General features: G+C 41.2%; 21 protein-coding genes. 8 read left to right on the forward strand and 13 right to left on the reverse strand.

What is annotated here, in order from left to right:
- Positions 1-11: 11 nt before the first annotated feature.
- From RMB13_RS13650 to RMB13_RS13660, 3 genes are all read right to left on the reverse strand, one after another.
- Positions 12-908 carry a DMT family transporter gene (locus RMB13_RS13650; RefSeq protein WP_311085492.1) on the reverse strand — a complete coding sequence of 299 codons (897 nt, stop codon included), beginning with the start codon at positions 906-908 and terminating at the stop codon, positions 12-14.
- Between the two features lie 125 nt (positions 909-1,033).
- The gene (garD, locus tag RMB13_RS13655; RefSeq protein ID WP_311085493.1) at positions 1,034-2,581 is read right to left on the reverse strand and encodes a galactarate dehydratase; all 1,548 of its coding nucleotides are present in this window, start codon (positions 2,579-2,581) and stop codon (positions 1,034-1,036) included.
- Positions 2,582-2,653: 72 nt separating this feature from the next.
- Complete coding sequence (locus RMB13_RS13660) at positions 2,654-4,018, reverse strand: MFS transporter (protein ID WP_311085494.1); 1,365 nt, start codon at positions 4,016-4,018, stop codon at positions 2,654-2,656.
- Positions 4,019-4,300: 282 nt separating this feature from the next.
- On the opposite strand from RMB13_RS13660, the gene gudD reads away from it, so the two are divergent.
- The 4 genes from gudD (at position 4,301) to RMB13_RS13680 (ending at position 9,367) form a co-directional block, all read left to right on the forward strand.
- Positions 4,301-5,635 (forward strand): glucarate dehydratase, encoded by a 1,335-nt coding sequence (gudD, locus tag RMB13_RS13665; protein WP_311085495.1) that lies wholly within the window; start codon positions 4,301-4,303, stop codon positions 5,633-5,635.
- A 248-nt stretch (positions 5,636-5,883) separates the two neighbouring features.
- Positions 5,884-6,795: a 5-dehydro-4-deoxyglucarate dehydratase gene (kdgD, locus tag RMB13_RS13670; RefSeq protein ID WP_017391618.1), complete on the forward strand. Its 912-nt coding sequence runs from the start codon at positions 5,884-5,886 to the stop codon at positions 6,793-6,795.
- A gap of 30 nt (positions 6,796-6,825) precedes the next feature.
- Positions 6,826-8,412, forward strand: coding sequence for an aldehyde dehydrogenase (NADP(+)) (locus RMB13_RS13675; RefSeq protein WP_311085496.1), 1,587 nt, complete (start codon positions 6,826-6,828; stop codon positions 8,410-8,412).
- A 241-nt stretch (positions 8,413-8,653) separates the two neighbouring features.
- A complete protein-coding gene (locus tag RMB13_RS13680) occupies positions 8,654-9,367 on the forward strand; it encodes a FadR/GntR family transcriptional regulator (protein ID WP_005042034.1) in 714 nt (237 codons plus the stop codon).
- A gap of 75 nt (positions 9,368-9,442) precedes the next feature.
- Here the strand turns inward: RMB13_RS13680 and RMB13_RS13685 are convergent, their stop codons facing one another.
- From RMB13_RS13685 to RMB13_RS13720, 8 genes are all read right to left on the reverse strand, one after another.
- Positions 9,443-11,194 (reverse strand): tannase/feruloyl esterase family alpha/beta hydrolase, encoded by a 1,752-nt coding sequence (locus tag RMB13_RS13685; protein ID WP_311085497.1) that lies wholly within the window; start codon positions 11,192-11,194, stop codon positions 9,443-9,445.
- A gap of 33 nt (positions 11,195-11,227) precedes the next feature.
- A complete protein-coding gene (locus RMB13_RS13690) occupies positions 11,228-11,617 on the reverse strand; it encodes a PaaI family thioesterase (protein ID WP_003652750.1) in 390 nt (129 codons plus the stop codon).
- Positions 11,618-11,656: 39 nt separating this feature from the next.
- Entirely contained in the window at positions 11,657-12,193 is a 537-nt protein-coding gene (locus RMB13_RS13695; protein WP_311085498.1) for a DUF3237 domain-containing protein, read from the reverse strand.
- A gap of 57 nt (positions 12,194-12,250) precedes the next feature.
- Positions 12,251-13,501 (reverse strand): OprD family porin, encoded by a 1,251-nt coding sequence (locus tag RMB13_RS13700; protein WP_311085499.1) that lies wholly within the window; start codon positions 13,499-13,501, stop codon positions 12,251-12,253.
- 81 nt (positions 13,502-13,582) lie between these two features.
- Entirely contained in the window at positions 13,583-14,722 is a 1,140-nt protein-coding gene (locus RMB13_RS13705; protein ID WP_311085500.1) for an acyl-CoA dehydrogenase family protein, read from the reverse strand.
- 75 nt (positions 14,723-14,797) lie between these two features.
- The gene (locus tag RMB13_RS13710) at positions 14,798-16,684 is read right to left on the reverse strand and encodes a feruloyl-CoA synthase (protein ID WP_311085501.1); all 1,887 of its coding nucleotides are present in this window, start codon (positions 16,682-16,684) and stop codon (positions 14,798-14,800) included.
- A gap of 81 nt (positions 16,685-16,765) precedes the next feature.
- Positions 16,766-18,217: an aldehyde dehydrogenase gene (locus RMB13_RS13715; RefSeq protein ID WP_311085502.1), complete on the reverse strand. Its 1,452-nt coding sequence runs from the start codon at positions 18,215-18,217 to the stop codon at positions 16,766-16,768.
- A 37-nt stretch (positions 18,218-18,254) separates the two neighbouring features.
- Entirely contained in the window at positions 18,255-19,094 is an 840-nt protein-coding gene (locus RMB13_RS13720; RefSeq protein WP_171058526.1) for a p-hydroxycinnamoyl CoA hydratase/lyase, read from the reverse strand.
- A gap of 247 nt (positions 19,095-19,341) precedes the next feature.
- Here RMB13_RS13720 and mhpT point away from each other — a divergent pair, with 247 nt between their 5' ends.
- The 3 genes from mhpT to RMB13_RS13735 all read left to right on the forward strand — a co-directional run bounded on the left by mhpT (position 19,342) and on the right by RMB13_RS13735 (position 21,901).
- Positions 19,342-20,574 carry a 3-(3-hydroxy-phenyl)propionate transporter MhpT gene (mhpT, locus tag RMB13_RS13725; RefSeq protein WP_231763827.1) on the forward strand — a complete coding sequence of 411 codons (1,233 nt, stop codon included), beginning with the start codon at positions 19,342-19,344 and terminating at the stop codon, positions 20,572-20,574.
- A 70-nt stretch (positions 20,575-20,644) separates the two neighbouring features.
- Positions 20,645-21,100 carry a MarR family winged helix-turn-helix transcriptional regulator gene (locus RMB13_RS13730; RefSeq protein WP_151745196.1) on the forward strand — a complete coding sequence of 152 codons (456 nt, stop codon included), beginning with the start codon at positions 20,645-20,647 and terminating at the stop codon, positions 21,098-21,100.
- Positions 21,101-21,208: 108 nt separating this feature from the next.
- Positions 21,209-21,901 (forward strand): GntR family transcriptional regulator, encoded by a 693-nt coding sequence (locus tag RMB13_RS13735; protein ID WP_080632039.1) that lies wholly within the window; start codon positions 21,209-21,211, stop codon positions 21,899-21,901.
- Positions 21,902-21,944: 43 nt separating this feature from the next.
- Here the strand turns inward: RMB13_RS13735 and RMB13_RS13740 are convergent, their stop codons facing one another.
- A complete protein-coding gene (locus tag RMB13_RS13740) occupies positions 21,945-22,889 on the reverse strand; it encodes a PDR/VanB family oxidoreductase (RefSeq protein ID WP_311085503.1) in 945 nt (314 codons plus the stop codon).
- A gap of 12 nt (positions 22,890-22,901) precedes the next feature.
- Positions 22,902-23,978: an aromatic ring-hydroxylating dioxygenase subunit alpha gene (locus RMB13_RS13745; RefSeq protein ID WP_311085504.1), complete on the reverse strand. Its 1,077-nt coding sequence runs from the start codon at positions 23,976-23,978 to the stop codon at positions 22,902-22,904.
- Between the two features lie 503 nt (positions 23,979-24,481).
- Between RMB13_RS13745 and RMB13_RS13750 the strand changes: the two genes are divergently transcribed.
- The gene (locus RMB13_RS13750; protein ID WP_311085505.1) at positions 24,482-25,828 is read left to right on the forward strand and encodes an MFS transporter; all 1,347 of its coding nucleotides are present in this window, start codon (positions 24,482-24,484) and stop codon (positions 25,826-25,828) included.
- Positions 25,829-25,846: the final 18 nt, after the last annotated feature.

Raw genomic sequence — 25,846 nt, forward strand, 5'->3', positions numbered from 1 at the left:
AGATTTGCTTGCTACTTAAAGCAAGAGAATAACTTTTTTTGCAAAAATGGATTACAGAGCAAAATAGCAAATAAAATAATAAATATGCCGATCAGACTAAACAGATCCGGTAATTCATGCCAAAAAACAAATCCCCAAATTCCTGCAAAAATAATGGCAATGTAGTTCATTGGGCCAATTTGTCCTGCTGGTGCTAAGCTATAAGCATAAGACATAAATAGTTGGCTAATGTTTGCTAAAAGTCCTGCGGCAATCAGCAATGCGAGTTCATGCCAAGTGAAAATACGCCAATGCCAGAACATTGGAATTGATGAAATTAAGCTGCCAAAAATACAGAAGTAAAAAACAATACGCTCAGGCGGTTCTGTACTGGTTAAAGCTCTTACAGTGACAAAAGCCATCGCTGATAAAAAACATGCGCCTAAACCAATAAAAGACAATGCATTGAGTAGGCCTTGATCGGGTTTAGCAACAAATAAAACTCCAATTAACCCAATAACGGCGGCAAAAATCATCGATTTAGTAATTCTTTCCTTTAAGAAAAGCCATGCAATGAGTGGAATAAAGATTGGTGATGAATAGCTAAAAACCATCGCATTCGATAGTTTTAAGTTCGCAATTGCATAGAAAAAACCATACATTGCAGCGAGCCCCACAACACTTCGCCAAGTATGCATCCAAAGCTTATCGGTCTTAACAAAGTCCAGCCCTTGCTTAAAGAGCATAGGAATAAAAATAAATAAACCCACTGCATTTCTAAAAAATACGACGGTGGCATTGTCCACTGTTTGTGAAGCAAAACGAATGCATACTCCCATAATGGAAAATAATAATGCCGATGTCATGAGACAAAGCAATGCTTTTCCAAGTTGAGTTGAGGGGAGAGTTGGAGCAGTCTGGTTTTGCATAGAGAAATAGAGTTCTTAATTTTCAGTGTTATTTTAGCAGCGATGGTAAGTTTTGGTGAAATGTGTCGTAATTAATAACTAAAATGTGAAAAGATGAGGTGATATGCCTCATCTTTTAAACTTTATTAGGTCACTGGTGCGGGGTTAAATACAGCAAGTGAGTTATGGATTCCCCAACGGTCCGACCACGTTTGTTGCTCACCACTCGCCACTTGTAAAATCAGTTCAAAAAGTTCCCAGCCCACTTCTTCAATGGTTTTCTTACCAATGGCAATATCACCAGCACTGATATCGATCAGGTCATACCAACGGTTTGCAATGTTATTTCGGCTTGCCATTTTAATCACGGGCACGGCTGCTAAACCATAAGGTGTACCGCGGCCTGTGGTAAAGACTTGAACCGTAATTCCCGATGCCATTTGTTGAGTACCACAGATAAAGTCACTTGAAGGTGTTGCCGCAAAAATTAATCCTTTTTTAGTCGGTCTTTGCCCAGGTGAGAGGACTTCTACAATCGGTGAGCGACCAGATTTAGCAATCGACCCCATTGCTTTTTCTACAATGTTATTGAGTCCGCCTTTTTTATTGCCCGGCGTGGTGTTGGCACTTCGATCTACTTGGCCTGCTGCTAAATAGTCATCGTACCATTTCATTTCACGAATTAAGTCTTTGGCAACTTGTTTATTTGCTGCGCGTGGGGTGAGTAGGTGAATTCCATCGCGAACTTCTGTAACTTCGGAAAACATGACGGTACCGCCACATTGCACAATCAGGTCGGCTGCAAAACCAACGGCAGGGTTTGAAGTTACTCCAGAAAATGCATCACTCCCACCACATTGCATTCCTACGACAAGATGAGATGCTGGAACTTCTTCACGTGTACGCTGGTTTAATTTTTCCAGATGTTGTTCTGCCACGGCTAAAATATGGTTCACCATACTTTCAAATCCGTTATGGCGTTCATCTTGCAACTGAATAATGTCTTCATTTGCTAGGGGAATATATTTGTTTTCTTTGGGAATATTTAAGAGTCGTTCCGGTTGCATTTTTTCACAACCTAAACTTACAACCATAATCTCTCCACCAAAATTAGGGTTGAGTGCAAGATTATGGATAGTACGAATAGGCACAATTGCAGCAGGTGCATCAATGGCCACACCACATCCATATAAATGGTTTAAACCGACGACACCATCTACGTTTGGATATTTCGATAATAGATCTTTTTCAATAATTTTGACGACATAATCGACAATACCTTCTACGCAGTTAACGCTTGTGGTAATGCCTAAAATATTCTTTGTGCCTACGCTGCCATCTTTATTTTTATAGCCTTTAAATGTATATCCGCTAAGAGTAGGAAGTTGTGGATCAGGACGGGTTGCTAACTCGAGATCATCTAGTTCAGGTGCTTGGGGCATTTCGGTAACATTTTCATTCACCCATGAGCCTGCGGGTAAGTCTTTGTTAGCATAGCCAATCGTTTCGCCATAACGCATAATTGCTTCGCCCTGTTTTAATTCTTCTAATAAAACTTTATGCCCTTGAGGTACATGATCAACCAAGGTCAATTGATATTCTTCAATATTTGTAGATGGTGGCAACCCGCCGTCATTAACCACAATAGCAACATTATCAAGGGGACTAATTCTTATCAGGATAGGCTTGGGCATGATCATTCCTTGTATACATTTGAAGAGGGGGCTATAACGCTTAATTTATTCAAGCGTTATAGCGCTAAAGTTTTAAGATGTTGGTTTTAACTCGAAGCGTTGGATTTTGCCCACCATACAGAGGTAGCAAATAATGGCGATGACAGCATGTATGCCTACAAAAATAAGCGCCCCATTGAAAGAACCTGTTGAATTGATGATATAGCCAATTGCAATAGGGATAACAATGCCTGCCGTATTGCCGAAGGTATTAAATAGTCCACCAGACAAACCAACCATTTCTTTTGGCGCGACATCCGACATAACCGCCCAACCTAATGCACCAAAACCTTTACCAAAAAAGGCGAGTGACATGAAGAACAAGATGGCAGTTTGTGAGTCTACATAGTTACAAACCACAATACTGGTTGAGAGCAGCATGCCAAAAATAATCGGGAATTTACGTGAAAAGGTTAAAGATTTATTCATCTTGATGAGTTTATCGGAAATTACACCGCCTAATACGCCGCCAATAAATCCGCAAAGAGCAGGTAATACAGCCGCAAAACCAGCTTCTAAAATCGACATGTGGCGTTCTTTAACAAGGTAAACAGGGAACCAAGTAATAAAGAAATAAGTTAAACAGGTGATACAGTACTGCGCGATAAAAATACCTAAAAGCATACGAGATGAGAGCAGCTTCTTAATATTTTTAAAATTCATCTTATTGTTTTCATCAGCAACTTTAAGCTGATTTTCACCCATGTTGGTAATTGCACCGCCTGCTTGTATATATTTGAACTCATTTGAATTAATCGTTGGATGCTTTTCTGGACTATAGATGACTTTTAGCCAGATAAAAGCAATCACAATGCCTAGTCCACCCATAATCCAAAAGACGGATTGCCAGTGAACATGGGCAACGAGCCATCCCATGAATGGTGCGAATATTACAGTTGCAAAATATTGGGCTGAGTTAAATATTGCAGCAGCAGTTCCACGTTCTTTGGTGGGGAACCAAGCTGCTACAATCTGGCTATTGCCTGGAAATGCAGGGCTTTCAGACAATCCAACCAAGAAACGTAAAATGAATAATGAGGCGATAATAAGAGGAATAGAACCTAAAATATCTACAAAACCTAAGAGAATCGTGAAAAATGACCAGAGCATAATGCTCCAGAAATAAACTTTTCGAGCCCCGAATTTATCGAGTAACCACCCGCCCGGAATTTGGCCAATAACATAAGCCCACCCAAATGCAGAAAAGATATATCCCATGGTCACTGAGCTTAATCCAAGCTCTTGAGACATCGGGGAGGCAGCCATTGAAAGCGTGGCTCGATCACCGTAATTTAATGAAGTGACTAAGAAAATCATCGCTAAAATGTAATAGCGCGTTTTATTATGCTTTGCTCGTTGCTGGCTTACAGCAGCAAGATTTGTTTGCAAATTATCCATATACAAACTCTTTTAATAATCGACCTATTTGCATATCCGTGAAATAGGTGACGTCATGTCAAATTCATCGATAGAATAGATGAGAAAACGGAATTTTGTATCTACTCTATAGTCCTAGTTCTAAAACCGCGTCTTTAGATGTATGACATCATATGATTAAAAATATTATTTTGGCAAGTAGCCTCGAAAAATAATTTTTATGCGAGATTATATTGACAAGTCATATGATGTCTTATAAGTTTTATTTGTGAAAAATACATCAGTATGCCAAGGAGTATTTTAATGGCGACCTCTACACCTATCGTTAAATCAATTCGAGCAATTCCTGTTGCTGGACATGACAGTATGCTGCTCAATTTGAGTGGTGCCCATGGACCTTATTTCACTCGTAATATACTTATTATCGAAGATAACTCTGGCAATATTGGTGTTGGAGAAATTCCGGGTGGAGAAAAAATTCTAGCCACATTAAATGATGCAAAAGCATTGGTAGAAGGGCAGCCTATTGGAGAATATAAGAATTTACTCAAAAAAATCCAGCAAAATTTTGCTGACCGCGACAGTGGTGGACGAGGGAACCAAACCTTTGATTTACGTACCACAATTCATGTAGTGACTGCCTATGAGTCAGCATTACTTGATCTGCTTGGTAAGCATTTAAATGTAAATGTTGCAAGTTTACTTGGCGAAGGACAGCAACGTAGTGAAGTTGAGGTTTTAGGATATTTATTCTTTATTGGCGACCAAAAACAGACTTCTTTAGACTATGCGACAACACCTCAGCATAACCATGACTGGTACAAAGTTCGTCACGAAAAAGCATTAACACCCGATGCTGTACAGCGTTTGGCTGAAGCATCTTATGACAGATATGGCTTTAAAGATTTTAAGCTTAAAGGTGGGGTGTTGCACGGCGAACAAGAAGCTGAAGCTGTTACAGCAATCGCGCGCTGTTTTCCAGAAGCGCGTGTGACGCTTGATCCAAACGGAGCATGGTTTTTAGACGAAGCAATTGCTTTAGGTAAACATCTTAAAGGTGTGTTGGCCTATGCAGAAGACCCGTGTGGTGCAGAACAAGGTTATTCAAGCCGTGAAATTATGGCCGAGTTTAAACGTGCAACAGGCTTACCCACTGCGACCAATATGATTGCGACCGACTGGCGTGAAATGTCGCATAGTATCCAATTGCAAGCCGTTGATATTCCTTTGGCTGATCCACATTTTTGGACATTGGAAGGTTCGGTTCGAGTTTCACAGCTCTGCAATATGTATAACTTAACGTGGGGTTCACATTCTAATAATCACTTCGATATTTCACTTGCTATGTTTACCCATGTTGCTGCCGCTGCGGTAGGTAAGGTAACGGCAATTGATACGCACTGGATTTGGCAAGAAGGTACAGATCAGCTAACGAAAGCGCCGCTTGAAATTAAGGATGGTAAAATTCAAGTGCCAACAGCACCGGGTCTTGGTGTTGAGCTGGACTGGGACCGAATTAACCAAGCCCATGAACTGTATAAATTAAAAGGTTTAGGTGCCCGTAATGATGCCGATGCCATGCAATTTTTAATACCAAACTGGTCGTTTAATAATAAAAAACCGTGTCTGGTTCGTTAGTTTTAAATACAACATGTTTTTATTTTATGGCTGCCCTGATAGGCAGCTTTTTTGTGTTTGTACACAAATTTGAGATGATTTTTAAATTTTGAATATAAAACAAATATTTAAATGTAATTTAATTAGGTTTTTATAGAGAAGTTTTAGCTCTTTAAAAATTTTCATTTTTCATTGAGAAAATGTATTGATAAAAATAAAACTTGTGATATAAGATGTCTGACAACATAAACACGTATGGATATTTGCTAATGGATGCTCTTGAGTTAAAAAACATTGTTTCTGATGGTCTTCTTTCTTTTCCAGTGACTGACTTTGACCAAAATGGGGACTTTAATAAATCTTCTTATGCAAAACGTCTTGAGTGGTTAGCGCCTTATGGGGCAAGTGCTTTATTTGCTGCGGGTGGTACGGGTGAGTTTTTCTCGTTAACTGGAGATGAATACTCGGAAGTGATTAAGACCGCTGTAGACACTTGCAAAGGCAGCGTACCTATTATTGCTGGGGCAGGCGGTCCGACACGACAAGCGATTGCACAAGCGAAAGAAGCAGAACGCTTAGGTGCACACGGTATTTTGTTAATGCCGCATTACTTAACTGAAGCAAGCCAAGAAGGTTTGATCGAACACGTCAAGCAAGTATGTAACTCAGTAGACTTTGGCGTAATTTTTTATAACCGTAGCGTATCAAGATTAAATCTGGATTCAATTCAGAAATTAACTGAGATGTGCCCAAACTTAATTGGCTTTAAGGATAGTTCTGGTCAAATCGACATGATGACTGCGGTAACGCAAACCATTGGTGATCGTTTGTCATATTTAGGTGGCCTGCCGACAGCAGAAGTTTTTGCAGCACCATATAAAGCCTTAGGTTGTCCAGTTTATTCATCGGCTGTATTTAACTTTATTCCAAAGACTGCAATGGAGTTTTATAACGCGCTTCGCAGTGATGACTTTGCAACGACGAATCGTTTAATTAAAGATTTCTTCTTGCCGCTTATTAAAATTCGTGACCGTAAATCAGGGTATGCGGTAAGCATGATTAAAGCAGGTGCCAAAATTGTTGGGCATGATGCAGGTCCTGTACGTCCACCATTGAGCGATTTAACTCAAGCAGACTATGACGATTTAGCTGCCTTAATCGCAACCTTAGGTCCGCAATAATTTTATGTATTCAGGCATTGGAGACGAAACATGAGTAAAAATAATGGTCAGCAGTTTATTAATGGGCAACGTATTGCTGCAAATGCACCAAGCATAGAAAGTGTAGGTGCAAAAGACTATCAACCAACAGGTTATGTATTTAGTCAGGCAACGCTTGAAGAAGTGGATCAAGCTGCTCAAACTGCACATAATGCTTTTTTAGTTTATAGCCAAACATCTCAAGAGCAACGTGCCTCTTTTCTTGAAGAAATTGCTCGTCAAATTGAAGCATTAGGCGCGAACTTACAAGAAGTGGCTTCACTTGAAACAGGTTTGCCACTTGCCCGACTTCAAGGTGAAACAGGCCGTGTTACTGGTCAATTAAGACTATTTGCGGAACTTTTACGACGTGGTGATTTTTACGGTGCCCGCATAGATGTTGCATTGCCAGAACGTAAGCCTTTGCCGCGTGTTGATCTTCGCCAGTACAAAGTTGGGGTAGGTCCGGTTGCTGTTTTTGGCGCAAGTAATTTCCCGCTTGCATTTTCAACCGCCGGCGGTGATACGGTAGCGGCTTTAGCAGCAGGCTGCCCAGTTGTGTTCAAAGCACATTCAGGCCATATGGCAACCGCTGAGCTTGTAGCAGAAGCGATTGAAAAAGCAATTGAAGTTTGCGATATGCCTAAAGGCACATTCAACATGATTTTTGGATCTCGTGTTGGTGCAAACTTAGTAGAACATCCACTGATTCAAGCAGCTGGTTTTACAGGTTCTCTTGAAGGTGGAATGGCGCTTTATAACCTTGCGCAGAGCCGTCCTCAGCCGATTCCATTCTTTGCAGAAATGTCGAGTGTTAATCCGGTTGTTGTGTTGCCCGAAGCCCTTACATCACGTGGTGAACAAATTGCTCAAGAAACGGTTGCTTCATTTAATATGGGATGTGGTCAGTTCTGTACAAAACCAGGACTCATTTTAGGTGTACAAGGTCCTGAGTTTGACAGTTTTGTAGCAGCTTTAGCTGAAACTACGCAAAAATCTGTACCTCAAGTCATGCTGAACGAAGGTACTTTGAAAAGCTATCGACAAGGAATTGATGCATTAACTGGCGAATCTGGTTTTGAAGTGATTGCAACAGGGCAGGAACCTGAGCTAGTTTCTCAAGCAAAAGCGCACTTACTTAAAGCAGATCAATCTGTTTTATTATCGGGCAACCCGAAACTTCAGCATGAAGTGTTTGGACCGATGTCGATTGTGATTGGCGTAGAGGATGAAGCGACTTTGTTAAAAGGGATCGAGGCTTTAGGTGGACAGCTTACGGCAACCATTATTGGTGATGAAAATGAATTATCTGAAGCAGGTGAGCTTCTTCATTTACTAACTGGTAAAGCTGGCCGTGTATTGTTTAATGGCTTCCCGACTGGAGTTGAAGTGTCTGATGCTATGGTGCATGGTGGCCCTTTCCCTGCAACGAGTGATGCACGCGGAACGTCGGTAGGTACGGGAGCAATTGAGCGTTTCATGCGTCCGGTATGTTTCCAAAATACGCCACAAGTGTTATTACCCGATGCGTTAAAAGATAGTAATCCGCTACAGATTACCCGTCTGGTCAATGGGCAGTTAAGTCAGGCTCAAATTTAAAAATTGTGCAGCTCAATCAAGGGTATTGGGCTGCATATTTTTTAGCTTATTCAACGAATTATTAAATATTCAAATAAGCACAAGTTGCTTACTTTTTAAATATGTGTGAATGTTTGGTAATTAAGATAAAATATTTTGATTTTAATAACTTAGGGGTATAAAAACCGAATATGACTATCGCCTAAGTTTATAGTAAAATGAATTTTCTAATTTTTTCAACATTTCACGAGTTCTTCAGATTATGTCTAGTGCAATTAAACCTAGATCAACAAAAAAACTAAGCCAGATTATTGTAGAACAACTGATCGAAAAAATTCAGTCTGGAGACTTCCAAGTCGGAGAGAAAATTCCGACCGAACTTGAATTAATTGAAACTTTTGAAGTAAGCCGTTCTGTCATTCGTGAAGCAATCACTGAGTTGCGTTCTTTAGGGTTTGTAGAGACTCGTCACGGGATTGGTACTTTTGTCAAAGAGCAGACTGTTGAACAGAATTTTTTGCTCTCTAATGCCAGTTTAGAAACTATTAACGATATTGTTTCTTTATTGGAGCTTAGGATTAGCCTTGAGTCTGAAGCTGTCTTTTTAGCATCAGAGCGTCGTAAGCAAATCCATATCGATAAAATGAAAGCTGCGCTAGAAGACTTTGAACGCCATATTTCATCAGATGCGAACGATGGTACGGTAAAAGCGGATTATGATTTTCATATTGCCATTGCTGAAGCTTCTGAAAATCAATATTTCGTTGATTTTTTAAAGTACCTTGGTGAAAAAATTATTCCGCGTGCACGCCTAAAATCTATTGAACAAAGTCCAGAAAACCGTGAAGAGTATTTAAAAGCGGTTCACCATGATCATGTCAATATTTATAACGCAATTGTTGATCAAGATGGTTTGTTGGCTCGACAAATGATGCGTGCTCATCTGTCTAAAAGTATTAAAAAGTTTAAGCAGTAAAGCTTGAGCTAAGATTAAGTTGAGTGAGATAAAAAGAGAGCCTATGTAAGCTCTCTTTTTAATTTTAAGTAACAGTTATTTACAGCTAAAGTTTTCAGCTTTTTCGCTATCACCCTGACCATTGTAATGGGCAATTAGTGGGTAAGGGCAAAGTGGACGGCTACGGTCTGGTGCCCAGTCTTGCGGAAGTTCAGTATTCACTTGACCACTTGGGTTACCAGTGCCGCGTGCGGTTGCAATGATTTTGTCAGGTGCTTGTCCATATTCGACCCAGTTGACTAAAGCAGTCAATGCGTCAAATTGGTCGGTCGCAATGCCATCACGGGTATGGTTCATTCCCGGAACTCTAAAGAAACGTGCAAATTCAGGCGCTGTACCTTTTGCATCATTTTTATAGTGTTGTAGTAGCTGATCGTACCAATTTTGGGTGTCATCGACAGAGAAAACGCCGTCTGCTGTACCTTGTACTACAATCATTTTTCCACCGTGATTACGGAGTTTATCCAGATTGAGTTCATCGGGTGGCATCATGAATGACATAGAACTTTCGGTGTATACATCATTGGTCGCCGAGAGTTTTGGATAATCAGTATCAAAATTATAGTTAAAGGCAAACTGTCTAGAGTTTTGAACTACAGTTGGGTCTGGTGGAACCTGAAAAAGAATACCGACAGCAACTGGGTCACGCGCTGTTCCAACCGAAGATTCAAATTTCCAGCTTGCCCAGTTACTGCCGACTAAACCCGGGTCGAAAGGTTGGGTTGCATAGAGGGCTTGTCCAGCCGAATTTACAGGGCCACGGTAAATGTTGGCTAGTACATCAATTTGTTCGGTACTTAAACAGGTGCCATCTCTTGTGCTTGAACAAACGGGTACGTCTTTGTGAATATCAAATGCAGTACGGCAAGCCTCAACATCTTGAACCAGCCCATCTGCAACACCGTCTAGAGCATCGCATCGATCTAAAATCGCTTTTGCTAATACTTTGCGCTCTGAAAGGGTAAGAGCGGTACTTAAGTCATTTTCATCGGTTGCGACACGACGAAGCTGCTGTGCTGTGTAAAGTTGAGCTGCGGCTGCACGAGGTAAATGAAAACCGGGTGTACTTGCTAGAATTCCATCATATTGGTCGCCTAAACGGGTTGCGGCAATCATAGCGTGGCGTCCGCCATTTGAAGTGCCGCCTGCATAGGAGCGGTCTGGCAATTTACCATACGCTGTTTTAATTAGATTTTTTGCCATAGGCGTGAGTTTGGTAATCGCACCATAGCCGTAGTTGATTCTGGCTTGAGGATCTAAACCAAACATTGGATTTTGTGAGGCGTTATGTCCTGCATCGGAAGAAATAACAGCAAAACCATCATGTAAAGCATTGGTAAGTGGACCACCACTGCCGACCTGACCCGTTGCAGGCACAAGGTTCCCATCGGTTCCACCATTGCCTTGATAGAGAAAACGACCATTCCAATCAACAGGTAAACGCATTTCAAAACCAATTTGATAGGTTTGTCCATCGACAGGACTTACACGTTGGTCCATATAACCTTTGATCAAACAATGAGCACCAATAGGTTTGTTGGCTACCGTCAATGTGCCTGCCTCTTGAAGCGTGGCCGAGCTAATCACGGTATTGTTGTATTGAAATCCCAGTAAATTTGAACAACTTCCTGTCATTTTTACGCCCACAGCAGGAGACAACTGAGGCGGTTTCGTTGTTGAGGGCGTAGTTGTGTCATCACTATCACTTCCACAGCCTGCCAAAGAACCAAGCATGGCAAGCACTAAAGCGGAGTGCATCAAAATTCGTTTATTGTTGGTGTAATTCATTTATTCATATCCTTATTGAATGAATGTTTGCAATTAATCTAAAACCAGAAAATTAGCTGTGCTTCGTGCAATCATTTTGTTGTTTTGCCAAGCTTCACTTTCGAGATTCAGTACGGTTTTGCCTTGTTTAATGAAACGGCATTTTGTAATGACTTCGCCTACAGCACAGGGTCTTAAAAAGTCCATGGTTAAGTTGATGGTGGTGGCTGGTTTCCGGTCATTGGCGAGATATGCAAAAAGTCCCATCACATCGTCAAGCATGGCGCAGATCATGCCGCCTTCAACGGTGCCGCGTGGGTTGGTAAAGCTTTCTAATGCTGTGTAATGGATGGTGAGTTCAGTGTTTTTTTCATTCCAATGGATATTGTGTCCACCCAAATGGTGATGGATGGGCGGTAAGTGTTCTAAAGTTTTTTGATCCATAATGAAGGGTCTATCCTTTTGTAAGTGTTATAAAAATTATTATTTCAGGGTATAGGCATCATAAATAACCGCTTTGCCCAAGCGCATTGCACTACCTACTGCAACGGTCTGGTTAAGCCATGCATATTTAGGTGAGCTGGTTTCAAACTGCATGGTAATTTTGAAATAGTAATTTTTCGGGTCGACATCTTTGCCTTGAGCAAGCTGTTTTAGTATTTCTGCCGAGCCATGTCGGTAACCTTTGGTTTGAAGATAAATGAGTGCACCGTCATCTGTTTCTAACAAATATCGCGTATCAATAATGGCTAGTCCTTTACTGTCGACAATTTGCCAATCTGCGCCATTATTTAAAATGCGGCCCTTAAGTGATTTGCCTTCGAATGTCCCACCTGTAATAGGAATAATTCGGCGTTTACCTGCGTCACTGGTTGTGCCTAATTCCCAAATAGGTGCATTCAGATCCACACTAAATTTTGCTAATGGCTCAAGCTGAATAGGTGGTGGGTTATATTGTGTTTCGGCATGAGTCAGGCCAATGAGACTAATTCCGCAGAGTAGTGTTACAACTTTCTTCATGATGGATTTCCCTAAATAACAAGAGGTTCTATTCGAGACAGAACCTCTTGTTTTGAATTATTTAAATTTCCATGTGTAGTCGATGTTGATGCGGGTTTCATTTACAGGTTTGATGTTGGCTGTAGAGAGCATGTTGTTGTCATAAATGGCATAGCGCGCGCGTAGCCCTAGATTTTTTAACCAGCCACTTTGAACGGTGTAACCTAAATCAAAGTCTGTTTCGCGTTCTTTTAAATTGGTTCCGCCTAAGTTGGGTGCATAAATATTGTGACCTGTGGTGTAACGGGTCATGAAACGTAAACCCGGTACATAATCTTTAAAGTCATATTCATAACGGAAGCTATAGGCTTTTTCTTTTGGGTTTAAAAACTCGCCCGGCCATGTATCAATTAACAGGCCTGTTTCACCGCCGGTCAAATACGGAAAGGCAGTGTCGCCGTGATGTTGGAAGGTTCCAAAAATAAACTTATGGTTTTGATGTTTAAGTTCGAAATGCGCATGATAAAGGTCATTATCGACTAAACCTGCTTTTGCTTGTCCATCATCTCGGCTGCGGTAGTAACGTAATTGAGAGCTAAAATTAGTAGTGTCATTAATTTTGTGTTGATGTAAAGCACCGACCATGGTCTGGTTATAAAGATCATCAACATCCATGTAAAAAGCGGTGAGCTTGAGTGCAGGATTAAACTGATAGTTTCCACCTAAATAATAGAGTCCATCAGTTTCAGCACTTTTAAATCGTCCATTCACCCCTGAAATTTTAATTTTTTCATAGTTGGTCGAATCCCGATGATTCACTTTATCGAGATAGGCCGCCTGTAAATCAAAATCTTTAATATCTTTACTGGTCAGTGAAATTCCTCGATAAGTTTGAGGTAATAAGCGAGCAGGTGAAGCCACTAAAACAGGATTCATTGGCATTAACGTACCAATGCGTAGCTCAGTCTGGCTCATTTTAGCTTTTGCTGTGACACCAATTTCTCCGTAAGAGTCAGCAGGTTCATTGGTACGCGTGTCTCTAGGTAAGTTTCCTGTACCTCCATGCTCTGCGTCGGCATCGAGTTTAAAACCCGCCGTTGTAAGTACATCCAGTCCAAAACCGACAGTCCCTTCGGTATAACCTGAATTGGCTTTGAGAATAAACCCTTGTGTCCAGTCCTTGGCAGCAGGGTAAGCGGATTGCTCTTGGTAGTCGCGGTCGAAATAGAAATTTCGCGTGGTGAGTTCTACTGAACTGTTATCAATAAAACTGCCCGCCCAGACCGATCCTGAGAGCATAAGGGTAGAGTACATCCATAATTTCGACATAGCATTTCTTCCTGAAATATCATTTCTTGTTTTCAACAAGGCATGGTTGTTGTGTCTGCCTTGTCTAGTTTTTAAATCGAATTATTTTCCGAGCAGTTCTCGGGCAACGATTTCTTTCATAATTTCATTGGTTCCCCCATAAATTTTTTGTACCCGTGCATCCACAAAAAAGCGTGAAATCGGGTATTCCTGCATGTAACCGTAGCCACCAAAAAGCTGAAGTAATTGGTCAATCACTTCGCATTGGACATCGGTGATAAAGCATTTCAGTGCGGCAACTTGAGTGACGCTTAATTGGTGTTGTTGATACAGTGCGGCACATTGGTCTACAAAAGCTTGGGCGGCTTTTGCTTTGATTTGGGCATTTGCGAGCACAAAGCGTGTGTTTTGCATTTGACTTAACGGTTGTCCGAAAGCTTTACGTTCGAGCACGTAGTCTTTGGTAATTTCGATAGCCCCAAAAATCGCCCCCAAAGCCATTATGGAAATACTCAAACGTTCGCGAGGTAACTCTTGCATTAAATAAGCAAAGCCTTGTCCTTCTTCACCCAAACGCTGAGTTACAGGCACACAGACATCATCAAAAAAAAGTTCGGCTGTATCTTGAGCGTGTAGTCCGATTTTTTGTAAAGAGCGGCCTTTTTTAACGCCGTCTAAAGCAGCATCGACTAGAAGAATTGAAATACCTTTTGCTTTGGCTTGAGGGGCAGTTTTTGCTACCAGAACGATCAGGTCGGCATGCAAACCATTTGAGATAAACGTTTTTGAACCATTTACACAATAGTGATCATTTTCTAAAACGGCTTGAGTTCGTATGGCCTGTAAGTCTGAGCCTGCATTGGCTTCGGTCATCGCAATTGCAGTGATGACTTCACCTGTCACCATTTTTGGTAACCAATAGCGTTTTTGCTCTTCAGTTCCAATATTCTGCAAGTAAGGAGAAACCAGCTCATTTTGCCCACCAATTGCAACAGCTAAAGATGCAAAGCCAGCTTGAGCGGTTTCTTGAACCAGCATGAGAGAGTAATGAACAGGAGCGCCATAGCCGCCATATTCTTCGGGCACATCTACGCACAAAAAGCCATTTTCCCCAAGACGAAGCCATAGATCACGTGGGATTAGGCCATCGTGTTCCCACTGTTCGTAATACGGAGCGACCTGTTCTTTTAAGAACCTGTGGTAACTGTCTCGAAATAGTTCAAATTCTGTATCTTGTGGCATGTTGAACCTTTTTTTAGGCAAAAGTGGGGCTATTGCTCAAACCGAAGTTTGAGCTTCCTTTTTTATTTCAATAGCTTATTGTTTTAAGGTGGGTACCCGAATAATCAGCGGGTTGTCGCCCTGCTTTTGATAAAGCTCATCAATTAAAGCTGCACGACGTTTAGTAATATTGCTTTGATTGAGGTTGCCTTTATCGGTCACTTCACCTGCATCAAGTTGAGGTGGCTCTGTCATTAAATAAAGCATTGAGACTGTATTTGAACTGCCAGTCGCATCTTTATTAAAAGTCATTAAAAATTGGCGGAACCATTGCTGGACTTTAGGGTGTTGTAATATCTCTGTTGGAGAATGTTCGCCAAGCTTAAGGCCTGCGTATTGAGCACAGGCTTCTAATTTTGGAAAAATCAAAAAACCAACCGCATTTAGGTTTGAACCAGTAATACAGACATCTTGAACCAGTAAATTACCTTGAATGAGTACTTTGTTGCGTATTGTGCCCACATTCACAAAAGTACCCGTATTGAGTTTAAAGTCTTCAGCAATTCGCCCGTCGTACATGAGGCCTTTAGTCGGATCATTGATATCGACCAAACGAACAGCATCACCTGTGTGGAAAAAGCCTTCATCATCAAACACAGTGCTTTGTTGATCTGCCTTTAAGCGCCAATAGCCTTTCATCACATGTTTGCCACGAACACAAAACTCAAGTTTGTCACCACATGGAACCAGTTTAATTTCACACCCCGGAGCAGGGTAACCAATAAAGCCAGCCATCACGCGTGGACCAGTTGTAAAAGCACAAGATGGTGCAGTTTCAGTCATGCCCAATCCGCTCATAATGCGAATTTTTTCTCCGCAATGTTGCTGAGCAATTTTATCGAGCCTATTCCAACCAGCTTCTGAAAGCGCTGCACCTGCAAAGAATAAAATTTTAACTTTGGCAAAAAAGCGATCTCTTAATTCTTCATCTTTTTCTAAAGCTTCGGTGAGTTCTTCCCAACCTTTTGGCACATTTAAATAAACTGTTGGAGAAATTTCTTTGAGGTTACGAATGGTTTCGTCAAATTTTCCTGCAACTGGTTTGCCATCATCAATGTAAATGGTACCGCCGTTATAGAGCGCAATGCCGACATTATGACTGCCGCCAAATGTGTGGTGCCAAGACAGCCAGTCGAGTAGGACGGGTGGCGTTTCTTCAAACTCAGGGAAAGTCTGTAACAGCATTTGCTGATTCACACATAACATTAAATGTGTGGTCGGCACAGCTTTAGGGAGTTTGGTTGAACCTGATGTAAATAGAAATTTAGCAATCTGGTTTTCATCAAGAGTTTGGTAAAACTCTTGGACATTTGAAACAGGCGTATCTAACAGAGATTGAAAAGACGTGCAGAGCTTATTGCTCACAAGACCTTTATTGGTTACCACTTCAATGTCGGATGTAATACATGCTTGAATGGCTTTGGCAAAGGCTTGACCATCGCTAGCATAGACCAAGCCAGGTGTGAGCACTTCAAACACATGTTTGAGTTTGCCAAAGTCTTGAGAAATAAGAGAGTAGGCAGGGGAAATTGCTGAGAAAGGCACACCCGCCAGCATAGCACCCATAGAGAGTGTTAAATGTTCAAGATCATTACCACTTAAAATGACCAGAGGTCTTTCTTGGCTTAAATTACGTTCGTGTAATGCCTGAGCAATATGCCATGCGCGTTGTAAAACTTCTGCATAACTCAGTTTGACCCATTCACCTTGAGCATTGCGTTTTGCTGCAAAAATATGGTCTGGTTTAGTTTGTGCAAAATGAATTAACCGATCTGTCAGTTTTTGTGGATACGGTTTTAATTGCTCTTTTGGGCTGATATAGAGCGTGTCATCTTTATGGTGATAATGAATATCATGTTGCCCTAATTTTACGAACCGTTCGCGGTCTTGTGATTGAGTGGCATTCATTTGCATTTCTTTCACTCCATGGAAAGCGCATCACTGCGCTTTATTTTTTGCATCATGCAATTTTTATTTAATATGTTGTTGTCCGCATTACCCTGACTAAATCGGGTAATGACGTGATTGGGTTTGAATGGTAATCCAGCGTAGTTCGGTAAATTCGGCAACAGAGACTTTACTACCAAAACGTCCGTAGCCACTCGATTTTGTTCCGCCAAATGGCATTTGAGCTTCGTCATGTACGGTCGCGCCGTTAATATGACAAATACCTGAATCAATCTGTTTAGCCACTTCCAATGCCTGCGAAATATTCTGGCTAAACACTGCTGAAGAAAGACCGAACTCGCTGTCATTTGCCAGTGCTACGCCTTCTTCAACGGTTGCAAAACGTTGAACTGTGCAGACAGGCCCAAACGATTCTTCGCGGTAAAGCAACATGTCAGGTTTAATATTGAGCACCAGTGTCGGTTGCATGGTGGTGTCTTCAATATGAATACCTAAAGGTAAGTCAGCACCTTTGTTTTGAGCATCTTCTAGCAAATGCTGAATACGGTTTGCAGCACGGCGACTTTCTAAAACACCCAGCACATTGTCTTTTGAAGTTGGATTACCTGCCTGAATAGAGCGGGTTTTCTCAATCAGCTTTTCAATAAACTGGTCGGCAATTTTGTCTTGAACCAAAACACGTTCGGTCGACATGCAAATTTGTCCCTGATTAAAGAACGCTCCAAAAGCGATGGCATTTACTGCTTCATTAATGTCGGCCTCGTTTAAAACCACGACAGGGGCTTTGCCACCCAATTCGAGTAAAACTGGTTTTAAATATTTAGCAGCAGTCTCGGCAATAATTTTTCCGACTTTGGTTGAACCCGTAAAATTAATGCGCTTCACGGCTGGATGAGACACTAAGCGCTCCACGATTTGTGGTGCATCTTCGGCTGCATGCGTAATTACATTCACCACACCTTCACCTAGACCCGCTTCATGTAACACTTCACCAATGAGACGATGTGTTGCTGGGCAGGCTTCCGAGGCTTTTAACACTACCGTGTTACCACAAGCCAAAGGCATAGCAAGCGCACGTGTTGCCAAAATGACAGGGGCGTTCCAAGGTGCAATCCCTACAATCACACCGCAAGGAACTCGCACACCCATCGCAAGATTGCCCGGCACATCTGACGGAATGAGGCTTCCGTCAATTTGTGTGGTCATTGCCGCTGCTTCACGTAACATGTTTGCAGCAAGGTGAACGTTAAACCCATACCATGTCGCAGTTGAACCTGTCTCTTGCATTCCAGTTTCAATGAATTGCTCGGTCTTTTGGTCCATTAAATCGGCTGCTTTTAACAAACGTAAACGGCGTTCGGTAGGCGAGAGCTTCGACCATACTTTAAAAGCTTGTTGCGCCGATTCGATTGCACGATCAACATCGTCCAAAGTTGCAGCAGCAGCTTTGCTTGCCACTGATCCATCAATGGGGCTAATACGCTCAAAAGTTGCCTGATTTGATGCATCAACAGATTGACCGTGAATAAGTAACTGTACATTTTGCATGGGTTGTGTCCTTACATTGCCATTAAAGAATCAAAAGTTAACCAGTACGTTTATAGCTCTGTAAACCCGGTTTAATTGATTTTTCATCTAAAAATTGTTTCAAACCTTCTTGGCGACCATTTTCAGTATCACGATGGATACATTGATCAAGTTTGGCATATAAGTAGTCTTCGTTTTGGTCCCAAGTGAGTTCACGGCAACGCTTAAAGCCGTTTTTAGCAGTACGAAGCACTACAGGGTTTTTCTCAAGTAGGCAATTTGCAAGCTCGGTTACTTCTGCTTTTAGCTGTTCAAGTGGTACGCTTTTATTTACCAGTCCCATAGTTTCGGCTTCTTTACCACTAAAGGTTTTACCCGTCATGATGTAGTACAAAGATGCACGGTGACCTACGGTATCGGCCATTGCTTTACTTACAAGGTTACCCGGTGGGATACCCCAGTTAATTTCAGATAAACCAAAGGTTGCTTCATCTGCTGCAATCGCAAGATCACACGCCACTAATGGTGAGAAACCACCTCCGAAACACCAGCCGTTAACCATTGCAATGGTTGGTTTTGAATACATACGAAGAAGTTGCCACTGCCAACGACATGAGTCACGGCGAATACGTTCTTGATAAATTTCAGGCTGAGTGTCGACTTCGCGGAAATATTCTTTCAAGTCCATGCCGGCTGTCCAAGAGTCACCCGCACCAGTTAACACTAAAACACGTGCATTTTGATCAAGTTCTATGGCTTCAAGCACATCAATCATTTCACGATTGAGTGTAGGACTCATGGCATTTTTCTTTTCTGGGCGATTTAGTGTGACCCAAGCAATTCCATCTTCAACTTTAACATCTACGGTTTCCCAGCGATTTTCATAAGTCATCTTCATACTCCTTGAATGATTTTGTGATGTTCTGAGATTTAATTTAATATCAGTTAAACTTACATTCAAGTCTTTTTTCTAAAATTTAATAATTATTTTATAATTGTATGTATTTTAAATAAAAATTAATTTAATAAATAATTTTATATAAAAATATGTTGATTTTTTAGTAAGTTTAACTGATATTTTGGTGTGTTTAAACAACAATACACAAAGGGCTAAATGGAACGACTAGTCAATAAAGGACAACACAATGGAAAAGATATTAGGACAGTCTGCAAGAGCAAAGATTACGTTACTACTTTGTTTTGCAATCGCAATTTTTGAAGGTTTTGATCTTCAATCAATGGGGGTAGCCGCTCCACGAATGCGGGCTGAGTTTATGTTGGATAATGGCCAGATGGCATGGGCATTTAGTGCTGCAATTTTAGGAACACTACCGGGTGCAATATTAGGCGGTAGATTTGCAGATATTGTCGGGCGTAAGAAAATTCTGATTTTTAGTATTCTGCTTTTTGGAATTATGTCTTTGCTAACAGCATATGCTGCTAACTTCAGTTTGCTGTTACTCATCCGTTTTTGTACCGGTTTGGGAATGGGCGGGGCACTCCCGATGATGATTACACTTGCCTCTGAAGCTGTGCCTGACCAGCACAAGGGCAAAGCGGTAAGTGTCATGTATAGCGGCATTCCTTTTGGTGGATTACTCACTTCTGTGGTTGCCATGTCGTTGGCGGGTGATGCAGAGTGGCGTCATATTTTCTATATTGGTGGGATTGCGCCTATTTTGTTAATTCCACTCATCATGCGCTTTTTACCTGAATCAAATGATTACCTGCAACGTAAAGTTCAAGCGCAAAAAACGACCCCATTCTTTGAAGTTTTATTTGCTAAAGAACGCCGCATGTCGACCATTCAGCTTTGGGTGAGTTTCTTCTGTACCTTAGTGGTCCTGTACTTCTTGTTAAACTGGTTGCCGTTACTGATGGGTGCGCAAGGCTTATCGAAGCTACAAGCAAATTATGTACAGATGGGCTACAACGTTGGTGGAATCTTAGGTTCAATCTTAATGGGTGTATTGCTTGATAAATTACGCATGAGTTTTGTGATTAAGCTGATTTATCTTGGCATTTTATTCTCACTTTGTTGCTTGGCAATTTCTCCAACCGTTGCATTACTGGCACTTTCGGCAGTGGGCTGTGGTTTATTCATTGTGGGCGGACAATCGGCATTGTACGGTCTGGCAGCAATGTATTATCCAACAGAAATGCGTGGAACCGGAGTTGGTGCGGCGGTTGCAATTGGCCGTATTGGTTCTTTTGCCGGACCTTTAATGGCTGGTTTTTTACTTTCACTTGGACAAAGCTCGACCATTGTGATTGGTTCAAGCATCCCAGTGATTTTAATTGCAGCGATCTCTGCATTACTTCTTGTCAAAAAACCTAAACAGCCTGTACATTTAGTACAAAGCTCAGGTGCTCGCTAAGTTTTAACGAAAGTATGGGGTTGGCGCCTCATACTTTCACTACAGATTTTCTTATGATGAATGAAAGGTTATGGTACGTTCGAATTCAGTTCAAAAAAAAGTAGAAGATGAGCCTAAGTTAAGTTACATGATTGCTCGTGTTGACCGAATTATTAGTAAACATTTAACAGAACATTTAAAAGAGCTTGAGATTACCTTGCCGCAATTTACTGCGCTTTCTGTTTTAGCTTCAAAAAGTAATGTATCCAATGCCAAACTTGCTGAACGTTCTTTTATTAAGCCGCAATCTGCCAATAAAATTCTGCAAGATTTGCTGGTGAATGGCTGGATTGAGAAGAAACCTGACCCTACGCATGGCCGCCGTATTTTAATTACACTCACCGAAAGTGGTGTTGAAAAACTCAATAAATGCAATGAAGTTGTATTAAAAGTTGAAGAAAAGATGCTTGAAGGCATTGATATCAATCTGGCTTATTTAATTCGTAATAACCTCGATATCATGGTGAATAATCTTAAAAGCCTTTAAATAAATGGGCTTTTGGGGGGAACTAAATTCCTAAGCACTGATTCACACAGAAAATTTATTTCATTTTGCAAATGAACTTGTTAGCATCGAAGTGACGTTTTTGACAATGTGTGGCAGCAAATGTCTTCAGGGCAACAAGTTTTACTTAAATTAAGAAAAATGATTATTTCAGGGGAACTTGAAGGTGGTGCCAGAATTGCTGAGATTCCCACTGCCGAGTTACTTGGGGTTTCGAGACAGCCTGTTCGTATTGCATTTCGGTTGCTCGAACAAGAAGGTCTTCTCATCAAGAACCCAACCCGTGGCTACACCGTCCGTGAAATTTCAGAACAACTGGTTCATGATGCGCTTGAAGTGCGGGGTGTGCTTGAAGGATTGGCTGCGAAAACTTTGGCAGAACAAGGCTTAAGTGAAGAGCAGAAAAAGACCCTCCAACATTGCATTCAAGAAACTGAAAAACTCTTTAATGAAAAAGACGAGTTTGGCGATACCGAACTGGAACGTTACCATCATTTTAATGTCATTTTTCATGACACGATTATTGAGGGCGCGCAAAATGTAGCGCTCATACAAGCTTTAGCAAAAAACAATCAATTGCCGATGGCTTCTGCTCAAGCCATTACCTATGATGAGAAGCAAGCTTTGTCGGAATATCGTCGTTTGCACTATGCACATTTACAGCATTGTTCGATTTTCGATGCGTTGACACATCGTCAGGCAGGGCGTGCTGAAACCTTAATGCGTGAGCACAGTAGTGTAGTGATTTTAGGTGAAACGCTAAGAAATGTTCTTAGTGCTTAAGGTGAAATAAGTTCCTCTATTTTTGAATAAAGGAACTTAACTATTAAAGCTCAATCACAAGATTTTTGGTTTTTGCACGAGAACAGCAGGGCGTAAACTGATCGTTCAGCGCATGTTCATCTTCGGTCATAAACATATCGCGATGATCTGGTGTGCCTTCTACAACGCGGGTAATACACGTACCGCAAATACCTTGCTCACACGAAACAGGAATATCAAACCCATTTGCAATTAATGCTTCAGTAGCAGTTTGCTCCGGTAATACTTCAATTCGGCGGCCTGTACCTTTAACTTCAATAGTAAATGCTTCGTTGTTTGAAGTATCTGCTTTTTGAGCGACAAAGTGCTCTTGATGTAGTTGCTCGCTATGCCAATTCGCTTGCTCGGCTGAGCTCATGACAAACTGCATAAACCCTGTAGGCCCACACACATATAAGTGTCTATCTGGTGAACTCTGACCTAAAACCTCTGCCATATTACATTCGGTATCTGGCTGATCTTGAATATGAAAATGAACTTGATCACCAAAATGCTCGGTTAAATTGCCATAGAAGGCAATCATTTCATGACTACGGACAAAGTAGTGTAATTCGAAAGGAACATTGGCCGATTTAAGCCGATACGCCATCGATAAAATGGGGGTAATGCCAATACCACCAGCAAATAAAACCGCCTGTTTTGTTTGAGGATGAATTTCAAATAAATTACGTGGTTCACCAATCTTTAAGTGGTCACCTTCACGATATTCAGTATGGATACAGCGTGACCCACCGCGTGAATTGGCATCATGTAAAACACCAATCACATAACGATGCTTTTCACTGCAACAGTTTGAAATTGAATATTGACGGGTTAGGCCGTTTTTAAGATGCACATCAATATGAGCACCTGCATCAAAACTCGGTAGCTCCATACCATTTGCTGCAATCAGTTCAAAGGCACGAATGGTCGGGGTCAGCTGGTGAATTTTTTGAATAATAACGTCCATGTTCATGCTCCTTTAAATAATCCGAATGTTTGGAAACTTTTGTGCGGATGTTTCAGGAGGCGTTTTATTTTCTTCGGCAAGTAGTCGCTCAATCACCTTACGAGACTGTACACCGCCTGCGTCGATGTTAAGCATCAGTAACTTGCGATGTGGATTGTTCAAAATATTTTGCTGCTGTTGCTCCAGCATTTCTAAATCTTCAGTAAAGATTTTGCCTTGGCCTTCACGAATTTGATCGGTAAGTTCAGCATTATCTGGCTGGAAGTTGCGTGCCATTCCCCAGAAATACCAATGTGAGGTTTCAGTTTCTGGAGTAATAAAGTCCACGACAATTGACGAAACTTTTTTGTCTTTTGGTGCGTCATAACCGCCATGTCCAGCATGTGCCACACCGACTTCAATATGCACATTACTTGGGGCAAAGAAGTGACAACGTTGCCAACGGTCAACAGGGACATCATCTGCCAAGTGGTTGCCACGAAGGGCCATTTGCCAAAATGGAGGTGCGATCACATTTTCCATGTAACGTTCAGTAATGACATGGTCACCATCAACTTTAGTGATTGGTAATGATTCATCAATTTCTTTTTGTCCGATGCTGCTTGAGTGAACATAGGTTTCGTGGGTTAAATCCATCAGGTTATCGACCATGAGGCGATAGTCGCACTGAATGTGAAACAGACCTCCGCCATAGCTCCATTCAGGATGATCTGCCCATTCTAAAGTTGGCAGTTTTGCTTCATCTGCTAAAGCCTTTTCGCCTGGCCATATCCAAATAAAACCAAACTTTTCAACAACTGCATATGCTTTGTTGCAAGGGAAACCATTTACGCGTTGGGCTGGCATTGAAACGGTTTTTCCATCACAGCTCATGACTAAACCATGATAACCACATACGAGGTTTCCATCTTCGACATAACCTAGTGAAAGTGGGGCACCACGATGCGGACAAAAATCTTCGACGGCTGCAACTTGATTTTCTTTACCACGGTAAAAAACGATTTTTTCGCCACAGATGGTGCGACCTAGTGGTTTGTCTTGGATTTCTTCTGGACGGCAGGCAACATACCATGCATTTTTAATAAACATTGTGATGACTCCTTATCACTTATTGGATCCAATTTATAGTAAATAAAAATATTGGTCAATTGATAAGCAGTATATTTTTTAAGAAATATTGTTCTTTTTAGATTCTGTATTCTAGTGTTTTATCGGTTTTGTGGAATCTTGAGATGATTGCTGGTTTAGATTTTTATTTTTTAATTGGATCCATATTGTTCAATTCTAAGCTGAAGTTGGATCGTTTTTCGAATAGCCGATTTGAAAATGGGTAAATAATTTGTGGATCCATATTTTTGTTTTAAACATTTATTAATAAATTATAGATATATTTTTCAATGTATTGTTGGTTGTTGAATTAAATTTTAAAAATATTGTTGATTTTTTGGATCCAAATATTCAGTATAGAAAAAGAGCAGGATGCTCAAAAAACAAATATTCCTCTAGGTCATTATGGATACGGATGTGCATAACCACCCAATCGCTTATATCAGCAATGTCGTGTGTATGTCTTATCCAAGGGAGATACACAAATGGAAAGAGACGTGCTGAGTGAGATCAATCAAAATAATATGAGCCGCTACCAATGGTTCGTCATTTTGATCTGTATTTGTCTTAATATTATTGATGGCTTTGACGTGATGGTAATGGCATTTACCGCACCATCCGTGTCAGCAGAGTGGTCACTTTCAGGTGCACAAATTGGCTTGTTGCTCAGTTCCGGTCTTTTTGGAATGGCTGCTGGTTCAATTTTTCTTGCACCGTTAGCTGATAAAATCGGTCGCCGTTTACTCATCTTAGTTTGTCTTGTGATCGCAGGTCTTAGCATGTTGGGCTGTGCTTTTGTACAAAGCCACGGCATGTTGGCAGCACTGCGGTTTATTACCGGAATTGGGGTGGGTGGCATTCTTGCTAGCAGTAATGTTTTAGCAAGTGAATATGCCAATGCTCGCTGGCGCAGTCTCGCAGTTAGCTTAATGTCTACAGGTTATGGAATTGGCGCGACACTGGGCGGAGTACTATCACTGGCATTGATTGAACATTTAGGCTGGCGTTCAATCTTTTTAGCAGGTGGAATCACCACCATTGCAATGTTGCTGATCAGCGTATGGTTATTGCCTGAATCTTTAGATTACTTACTCGCGAAACGACCAAAACAGGCATTGGAACGAATCAATACAACTGTAAACCGCATGGGGCTTAACGAACTATCAGTTATGCCGCGCTATGAAAAAATGAGCACGCAAAATGGCAGTGAACTCAGCAAATTATTTGCCGGACAACTGGGATTTCAAACACTTTGCCTTTGGTTTGCATTCTTTTTAGTGATGTTTGGCTTTTACTTTGTCATGAGCTGGACACCAAAAATTCTTATTTCAATGGGAATGTCACCAGAGCAAGGGGTAAGTACCGGTATTTTAATTAGTATTGGCGGTATTTTCGGTGCAGCTATTATTGGTTTACTCGCATCACGCATAAAAATTTTCTATGCTTTAAGCCTATTTTTAGGGCTAACGTCTGCTTGTGTTTTTCTATTTGTCGCAGTCTCGTCTCAAGTGAGTGTCGCACTCATGGTGGGGTTATTACTCGGCACACTTATTAATGGCTGTGTGGCAGGTCTATATTCTATTTCTCCAACAATTTATGGCGCTGAAATCCGTAGTCGCGGTGTGGGTTATGCCATTGGTTTTGGCCGTATTGGGGCAATTTTATCGCCAACGATTGCAGGTATTTTTCTGGATAAAGGTATTGCGCCCGCAACGCTTTATGCCTATTACGGTGTGGTCTTTATTTTAGCTATTTTCCTGATTTTAAGTCTGGGCAGCGCTTTTTACCGAAGTAAAAAAGAGCAAAACTACTCGCTTAAAACAGCACCTTAAACCATTAAAAATTAAATA

The sequence above is a fragment of the Acinetobacter sp. V102_4 genome (assembly GCF_031799005.1).
Taxonomy (GTDB): Bacteria; Pseudomonadota; Gammaproteobacteria; order Pseudomonadales; family Moraxellaceae; genus Acinetobacter; species Acinetobacter calcoaceticus.

Coding starts and splice junctions, on each gene's coding strand:
- RMB13_RS13650 (WP_311085492.1), bottom strand. CDS start 908: ATGCAAAACCAGACTGCTCCAACTCTCCCCTCAACTCAACTTGGAAAA.
- garD (WP_311085493.1), bottom strand. CDS start 2,581: ATGCCCAAGCCTATCCTGATAAGAATTAGTCCCCTTGATAATGTTGCT.
- RMB13_RS13660 (WP_311085494.1), bottom strand. CDS start 4,018: ATGGATAATTTGCAAACAAATCTTGCTGCTGTAAGCCAGCAACGAGCA.
- gudD (WP_311085495.1), top strand. CDS start 4,301: ATGGCGACCTCTACACCTATCGTTAAATCAATTCGAGCAATTCCTGTT.
- kdgD (WP_017391618.1), top strand. CDS start 5,884: ATGGATGCTCTTGAGTTAAAAAACATTGTTTCTGATGGTCTTCTTTCT.
- RMB13_RS13675 (WP_311085496.1), top strand. CDS start 6,826: ATGAGTAAAAATAATGGTCAGCAGTTTATTAATGGGCAACGTATTGCT.
- RMB13_RS13680 (WP_005042034.1), top strand. CDS start 8,654: ATGTCTAGTGCAATTAAACCTAGATCAACAAAAAAACTAAGCCAGATT.
- RMB13_RS13685 (WP_311085497.1), bottom strand. CDS start 11,194: ATGAATTACACCAACAATAAACGAATTTTGATGCACTCCGCTTTAGTG.
- RMB13_RS13690 (WP_003652750.1), bottom strand. CDS start 11,617: ATGGATCAAAAAACTTTAGAACACTTACCGCCCATCCATCACCATTTG.
- RMB13_RS13695 (WP_311085498.1), bottom strand. CDS start 12,193: ATGAAGAAAGTTGTAACACTACTCTGCGGAATTAGTCTCATTGGCCTG.
- RMB13_RS13700 (WP_311085499.1), bottom strand. CDS start 13,501: ATGTCGAAATTATGGATGTACTCTACCCTTATGCTCTCAGGATCGGTC.
- RMB13_RS13705 (WP_311085500.1), bottom strand. CDS start 14,722: ATGCCACAAGATACAGAATTTGAACTATTTCGAGACAGTTACCACAGG.
- RMB13_RS13715 (WP_311085502.1), bottom strand. CDS start 18,217: ATGCAAAATGTACAGTTACTTATTCACGGTCAATCTGTTGATGCATCA.
- RMB13_RS13720 (WP_171058526.1), bottom strand. CDS start 19,094: ATGAAGATGACTTATGAAAATCGCTGGGAAACCGTAGATGTTAAAGTT.
- mhpT (WP_231763827.1), top strand. CDS start 19,342: ATGGAAAAGATATTAGGACAGTCTGCAAGAGCAAAGATTACGTTACTA.
- RMB13_RS13730 (WP_151745196.1), top strand. CDS start 20,645: ATGGTACGTTCGAATTCAGTTCAAAAAAAAGTAGAAGATGAGCCTAAG.
- RMB13_RS13740 (WP_311085503.1), bottom strand. CDS start 22,889: ATGGACGTTATTATTCAAAAAATTCACCAGCTGACCCCGACCATTCGT.
- RMB13_RS13745 (WP_311085504.1), bottom strand. CDS start 23,978: ATGTTTATTAAAAATGCATGGTATGTTGCCTGCCGTCCAGAAGAAATC.
- RMB13_RS13750 (WP_311085505.1), top strand. CDS start 24,482: ATGGAAAGAGACGTGCTGAGTGAGATCAATCAAAATAATATGAGCCGC.